This is a genomic window from Trebonia sp. (genome assembly GCF_030042015.1).
In the GTDB taxonomy this organism is placed as follows: domain Bacteria; phylum Actinomycetota; class Actinomycetes; order Streptosporangiales; family Streptosporangiaceae; genus Trebonia.
On record NZ_JASIAL010000384.1, the window covers coordinates 1 to 5,540 of the forward strand.

The 5,540-nt window shown below is 73.1% G+C and carries 7 protein-coding genes; 1 reads left to right on the plus strand and 6 read right to left on the minus strand.

Annotated features, from left to right (window positions below; all coding sequences use genetic code 11):
* A partial coding sequence (locus Q1N79_RS20925) for a phage tail tip lysozyme (RefSeq protein ID WP_300611491.1) occupies nucleotides 1-517 on the plus strand: 517 nt, incomplete at its 5' end.
* A 41-nt stretch (nucleotides 518-558) separates the two neighbouring features.
* On the opposite strand, the gene Q1N79_RS20930 is transcribed toward Q1N79_RS20925, so the two are convergent.
* From Q1N79_RS20930 to Q1N79_RS20955, 6 genes are all read right to left on the minus strand, one after another.
* Nucleotides 559-1,437: a transketolase gene (locus Q1N79_RS20930; RefSeq protein WP_300611502.1), complete on the minus strand. Its 879-nt coding sequence runs from the start codon at nucleotides 1,435-1,437 to the stop codon at nucleotides 559-561.
* Nucleotides 1,438-1,479: 42 nt separating this feature from the next.
* A complete protein-coding gene (locus Q1N79_RS20935) occupies nucleotides 1,480-2,202 on the minus strand; it encodes a thiamine pyrophosphate-dependent enzyme (protein ID WP_300611494.1) in 723 nt (240 codons plus the stop codon).
* Between the two features lie 34 nt (nucleotides 2,203-2,236).
* Nucleotides 2,237-3,400 carry a hypothetical protein gene (locus Q1N79_RS20940; protein ID WP_300611495.1) on the minus strand — a complete coding sequence of 388 codons (1,164 nt, stop codon included), beginning with the start codon at nucleotides 3,398-3,400 and terminating at the stop codon, nucleotides 2,237-2,239.
* Nucleotides 3,397-4,116: a class II aldolase/adducin family protein gene (locus Q1N79_RS20945; protein ID WP_300611496.1), complete on the minus strand. Its 720-nt coding sequence runs from the start codon at nucleotides 4,114-4,116 to the stop codon at nucleotides 3,397-3,399. Before Q1N79_RS20945 ends, Q1N79_RS20940 begins: the two co-directional genes overlap by 4 nt.
* On the minus strand, nucleotides 4,100-4,852 hold the full coding sequence (locus tag Q1N79_RS20950; protein ID WP_300611498.1) for a class II aldolase/adducin family protein: 753 nt from the start codon (nucleotides 4,850-4,852) through the stop codon (nucleotides 4,100-4,102). The genes Q1N79_RS20945 and Q1N79_RS20950 overlap by 17 nt, the downstream gene beginning before the upstream one ends.
* Before the next feature lie 208 nt (nucleotides 4,853-5,060).
* Nucleotides 5,061-5,540: amidohydrolase family protein (locus Q1N79_RS20955; RefSeq protein ID WP_300611500.1), on the minus strand; the 480-nt coding region annotated here is incomplete at its 5' end.

Consider the following 5,540-nt stretch of genomic DNA (forward strand, 5'->3'; position numbering starts at 1 on the left):
GCCGTCCCCGGCCCCGTCCGCGTCCGCGTCCGCCCAGCCGGCCGCGACGACCCCGGCTCCGGCGCCGTCGCCGACCGCGAGCCCGAGCGCGAGCGCCACGGCCCCCTCGTGCGCGGGCAACAGCTACCTGCTGCCGCAGAACGTCACCGCGATCGTCGACTTCCTGCTGGCCAACGGGTACAGCGACAACGCGGTGGCCGGCATGGCCGGGAACATCTACCAGGAGTCAGGGGGCAATCCCGAGTCGGTCGGCATGGGCGGCGGCGGGCTGATCGGCTTTACCCCGCTGCCGTCCGGGTACGTCACCGGCGACCCGGCGGCGGACCTGCAGACCCAGCTCAACGCGATCCTGAGCTACAACCAGATCTGGGCCTCCTACATCCCGGCGCTGAACGACGCCGCCAGCCCGGCCGACGCCGCCTACATCTACGTCACCTACTTCGAGCGCGCGGGCATCCCCGCCACGAGCACCCGCGAGGCGTCCGCCGACGCCGTCGCGGCCGCCTGCGGCATCTAGCACCCGCACCGCCCGCCCGGCCGTGGCCCTGGCCGCGCCGTCTACAGGCCGAGGAAATCGCCGATGCTGGCCCGCAGCGAGGCGGCGTCCAGGCCGTGCGCGGCGCGGTGCTCGGCCGGGGTGCCGTAGCGCCGCAGTTCCGCCAGCCCGACGCCGAGCCCGAGCACCCGGTGCGGGATGTCCGCCAGCGCGGCGCTCAGCGCCGGCACCGAGGTCCCGGCCAGGTACGGCTCGACCACCACCACGTCCGGCGCGCCCAGTGTCTGCCGCAGCGTGGTGACCGGGAAGGGGCGCACGGTGGCCACGTACAGCACGGTCACGTCGAGGCCGGCGGTGGCGGCGGCCACCTGGTCGGCCAGCGGGCCCACCGCGACGACCGTGCCGCGCTCGCCGCGCCGCAGCACCGCTCCGTCAGGGACAGCTGGCAGCGGCCGCTGGTTGGCCTCGGTGGACAGCCGGAGGTAGACGAGCCCGTCGGCACGGGCCGCCGCGCGCAGCAGCGCTTCGGCTTCGTCGGGGTGGCCGGGCACGTGCACGGTCCAGCCGGGCAGCGTGGCGAGCAGCGCGACGTCACCGGGTGACTGGTGGGTCCGGCCGCTCGCCGCGATGTCGTAGGACCCGCCCGCGCTGACCAGGACCGCGCCGACGCCCTGGTGGTTCAGGTCGAGCTTGATCTGCTCGAACGGCCGCTCCACCAGGAAGCTCGCGAACGTGTGGGCGATCGGCCGCAGCCCGGCGAGCGCGAGCCCGCCGGCCACGCTGACCAGCAGCTGCTCCCGGATGCCGAGGTCGATCACCCGGTCGGGATGCCGCTGCCTGGCGGCGCGGAACTGGTCGGCCGAGATCGCCGCGAGCACGACCGCGAGCCGGGGGTCGTCGTCGAGCAGTCCGCTGGCCACCGCGGCGAACCGCTCCCGCATGGTCTCCATCCTGTGCCCCTTTCCTGGTCAGTGCCTTGACGGTCAGCCCTGGGCCACGAGCGCCTGCGGCCAGTCCCGCGGCGGCTCGACCTCGGCCACCACGGCGTGCGGCCGGCCCGGATGGGCGGCGGTGAACGCCGCCTCGAGCGCGGCGTGGTCACGGCCGCTCACCCGCAGCGTCGACCAGCCCTCCACCGCGAACCGCGCCTCGATCCCGCCCGGCCACCCGTAGGTCGCCGACGCGTTGTCGATCACGACCACGTGCAGGTTGTCCAGGCGCGACCCCGCCCGGCCGGCGAACGCGATCGCCTCGTGGTTGGACCCCTCGTCAAGCTCGCCGTCGCCGACCAGCACCCACACCCGGGCCGCCAGGCGCCTGGCCCGCAGCCCGAGCGCGGTCCCGACGGCGAGCGGCAGCCCGTGTCCGAGCGAGCCGCTGGAGATCTCCGCCCCCGGCACGAGCGTGCGGTCCGGGTGGTGCCCGAGGATCGAGCCGAACCCGCCGAACCCGTCGAGCCGCTCCAGCGGGAGGAACCCCTTGGCGGCCAGCACCGCGTAGTACGCCATCGGCCCGTGTCCCTTGGACAGGTAGAGGCGGTCACGGCCGTCGTCATCGATCGTGTCCGGGCTGACCCGCAGCACCCGGTCGTAGAGCACCCAGAGCACGTCGAGCGTGGACGTGCTGGCCGAGCCGTGCTTCTCGTCGCCGGTCTGCCTGGCCATCAGCATGCCCAGGTCCGCGTAGCCGAATGTGGTCACTGCCATGCTCACGAGCATGGCAGTTAAAGCGCACTTGAAGTCAAGAGGGCCAGGCTTCGCCCGCGAGCTGCCGGATGAGCGCCAGCTTCCCCCAGATGACCTCCTCGGTGCTGTTGCTGCCGCCGAAGCCGCACCGGGGGCACAGGCCGACCTGGCCGACGGGGATGTGCCTGGTGGCCTCCTCCAGGCGCCGCCGCAGGTAGTCGCGGGTCTCGAGCCGGCCGTTGTTGCTCACCAGGCCGAGCACCGCGATCTTGCCCGCGGGCATGTAGCGCAGGCTGTCGAAGCTGCCCGCGGCGGCGCTGTCGTACTCGAGCAGGAACCGGTCGAAGTCCAGCTCGCCGTAGAGCCGCTCGGCGACGGCGTCGTAGCTGCCCTCCCTGTGGATCCAGTCACCGCCGCGGCCGCCGCCGCCCCCGCGGCAGATGTGCACGGCGAAGGTGACGCCGGGGAATCCGGCGATCAGGGCGTTGTCCGCCGCGATGCCGCGGGCCAGGTTCTGGTCCGGGTCCTCGCCGCGCCCGCGCATGACGTCGAGGGAGACCTGGTCCACGTACGCCGTGTAGCCCGGTTCGTCGATCTGGACGTAGCGGCATCCCGCCGCGATGACCTCGGCGATCATCTGCCGCTCGATGGCCACGACGTCGGCGAGGAACGCGTCCATGTCCGGGTAGACGTGCCGGGAGGATTCGTGGGCGAAGCGCTGGGCGATCCGGTCGGGCCCGATGAGCGTCACCTTCACCGGCGCGGACGCGACCTGCGCGGTCCGGCGGAACTCCTGCACGATCACGGTGCGGCTCAGCCGCAGCCGCTCGCGGACCGGGCGGCGGTGCAGCACCGGCGGCCCGTTCCCGGCCATGCCGGACGGTGCCCGCACGGTCGGCGCCTCGTCCGTGCCGCCCGTCGCCTGCCGCCCGGTCTCCGCGACCGTCAGCGGGTATTCGTAGGGCAGCGCGTCGTAGCCGGTGACCGCCCCGCCGAAGCTTTCCTGGAAGTTACGGCGGGTGATCTCGCCGTCGGTCACGACGCCAAGGCCGATGTCCTGCTGACGGCGCACGAGCTCGGCCACCGCCGCGCGGTGGTCGTCTTCGAGCTCGGCGGCGCCGATCTCGCCGCGCTGGAACTGCGCCTGCCGTGCCCGCAGCCAGGACGGCCGGGGCAGCCCGCCGACGTGGTCGGCGCGCAGCAGGGTCAGGTCGCTCACAGCAGCCCCGCACGCCGCATGAAGTACTCCCATTCCCTGTTGTCCCGCGCCAGCGGCGGCCCGGGGTCGCGGGGGTCCTCGCACTCGCGCTCGTGCAGGGGCGTGTACTCGCCGAGCCGGTGGGCGGTCTCCTGCACCCGCGCGTTCCGGTCCATCGCGATGCACCGGCCGACGACCTCCTGCGGGCCGCGCCCGACCACGACGGCGCCGTGGCCGCGCAGCAGCACGATGCCGCCGTCGCCGAGGGCCGCCGCGAGCGACTGCCCGTACCGCAGGCTGCGGACGAGGGGACTCCACTCCCCGGGGAACTCCCTGGCGAGATCCCAGACGGGAACGCCCGTTCCGATGAACCGGGCGGAATGGATGACCGACCGCAGCGGTGTCAGCGAGACGCTGAACGGCAGGATCGACGGCGTGTGGCTGTGGCACACCGCGCCGACGTCGGGCCGCGCCGCGTAGATCGCGGCGTGGATGTACCGCTCCAGGTACAGCGGCTGCGCACTGCCCGCCAGCGGCTCCCCGGCCAGCGAGAACTCCAGCAGGTCGGCCTCTTCGACGAGCTGCGGCGCGCGGGCCCGTGACAGGAAGAACCCATCGCCCGCGTCGCCGGCGTCGCGCGCGCTGACATGGCCGTAGGCGTCGAGAATGCCCTCCCGGCCCAGGATCCGGTTGGCGGCCACCAGGTCGGCGAGCATCGCCTCAGCGCCCTTCGCCATGTCCCCGCTCTTCGTCCTGGTCTAGTCCGGCGCGGTGCAGCAGGTACTCCCAGGCCCGGTCGTCCCTGGTGGCGCCCGGCGGCAGGTCGGCGTGCGGCGCGAGCTCGGCCGCCGTGAAGGATCGCGTCGCGCCGAGCGTCGCCACGGCGAGCTGGGCCGTGGCGGACCGGTCCATGTCCAGGCACCGGCTCACCACCTGGCGCAGGCCGTTCCCTGCGACCACGCTGCCGTGGCCCCGCATGAGCACCACCGGCCCCGCGCCGAGCGCCCGCGCGAGCGAGCGCCCGTGCGCCATGTTCCGCACCAGCATGTCGGTGCTGTCCCCGAACTCGGCCGCGATATCCCACACAGGGACGCCGTCGCCGAACATCGCCGACGCGTTGATGGTGGCCCGCAGCCGCACCGACCGGGAGATGCTGAACGGCAGGATCGAGATCGCGTGGTTATGGCATACCGCCGTGACGTCTGGCCGGGCCTCGTACACCCCGGCGTGGATGAACCGCTCGACGTAGGGGATCGGGCCGGCCTCGCCGGCCAGCTCGCCGTCACCGTCGAACTCGAGCACGTCCGCCAGCTCGACGTTCTCCGGCGAGCGCGCCCGGCACAGCAGGAAGTGGCCGGGGTTCCCCGGATGACGGACGCTCACGTGGCCGAACGCGTCCAGGATCCCCTCATGCCCCAGGATCCTGTTCGCCGCCACCAGCTCCCGCCGGACTTCAGTGTCTCCAGCCGACATTCACCCATCCTTCCTCGCCAGCCCAGATGATAGGCCGCGCAGGCCGCGGCCGCCTCGCCGCGCAGCCCCAGCTGCCCCGTAAGTCCCGCGAGTACTACTTTGGACACTTTGTGCATGGACAAATCGCCCATAATGGGCGCGGAAATGGTCACGGAGTGTGCGAAGTCGCACGCAAGCGGCCCGCGACGGGGCCGCCGCCCAGAAGGCGTCACGCGGGAAGGCGGTAGGCGCGGCGGGCGTTCTCCGCGCCGATCAGGCGGGTGATCCGCTCAGCGTCGTCGACGCTGATGTCGCCGAGGACCAGCCTGGCCTGCAGGAACTGCGACAGCGCCTGCCGGAACAGCAGCGCTCCCAGGTAGTACAGCTCCGGCAGCCCGAAGGCGTCCGAGGAGTACAGGAATTTCCGCAGCGGCACGAGCTCGAGCGCCTCGGCGAGCACCTGCGGCGCGCGGCTGCCGACGTTGTGGGTGGCCAGGCCGAGGTCCGCGTACACGTGCGGGAAGACCTGCGCCAGGTAACCGGCCTCGCGGTGGTACGGGTAGTTGTGCAGCAGCATGACCGGTACCCCGGCCGGCTCAAGCGCCCGCAGCAGCCCGGTGAGCAGCAGCGGGTTGCACTTGTCCAGGTCGGCGTCCCGGTCGCCGTACCCGACGTGGAACTGGACCGGCAGCCCGAGGTCGGCGCCGCA

Coding starts and splice junctions, on each gene's coding strand:
- Q1N79_RS20930 (WP_300611502.1), bottom strand. CDS start 1,437: ATGCGGGAGCGGTTCGCCGCGGTGGCCAGCGGACTGCTCGACGACGAC.
- Q1N79_RS20935 (WP_300611494.1), bottom strand. CDS start 2,202: ATGGCAGTGACCACATTCGGCTACGCGGACCTGGGCATGCTGATGGCC.
- Q1N79_RS20945 (WP_300611496.1), bottom strand. CDS start 4,116: ATGGCGAAGGGCGCTGAGGCGATGCTCGCCGACCTGGTGGCCGCCAAC.
- Q1N79_RS20950 (WP_300611498.1), bottom strand. CDS start 4,852: ATGTCGGCTGGAGACACTGAAGTCCGGCGGGAGCTGGTGGCGGCGAAC.